The sequence below is a fragment of the Adlercreutzia equolifaciens genome, assembly GCF_029076695.1.
Classification (GTDB): Bacteria; Actinomycetota; Coriobacteriia; order Coriobacteriales; family Eggerthellaceae; genus Adlercreutzia; species Adlercreutzia equolifaciens_A.
The window spans coordinates 1-290 of the sequence record NZ_JARFIK010000579.1; the positions used below are offsets into that span (position 1 = coordinate 1).

1 protein-coding gene is annotated in these 290 nt (G+C 57.2%); it reads right to left on the reverse strand.

Going from position 1 to position 290, the window contains the following annotated elements; all coding sequences use genetic code 11:
* Positions 1-290, reverse strand: a 290-nt coding sequence (locus PZH32_RS13675) for a hypothetical protein (protein WP_275208805.1), incomplete at both ends; no start/stop codon positions are given.

The following is a 290-nucleotide window of genomic DNA, read 5'->3' on the forward strand; positions in this document are numbered from 1 at the left end:
AGCTTCTGCTCCAGCGCCTTCTTCTCCGCCATGTCCTTTTCCTCTTGGCTGCCGGCCGCGGGCTCGTACTCAAAGCTCTCGTTGGCGGTCACTTCTTTGTAAGTCATCTGCGGATCAGAGGGCGGATTAGCGAAGTCGGTGGTATGAGTGATGTAATAGTCCGGCTTCGGGGACAGATTCTCCACGTCGTCGGTAAGCTCGATGCCGCCCTCGGGCAACTCCACGTCGTCGGCATCCCCCGCAACGCACTTGATTTCCAGCAGCGTGAAATACAACTTGGTCACTGTGGA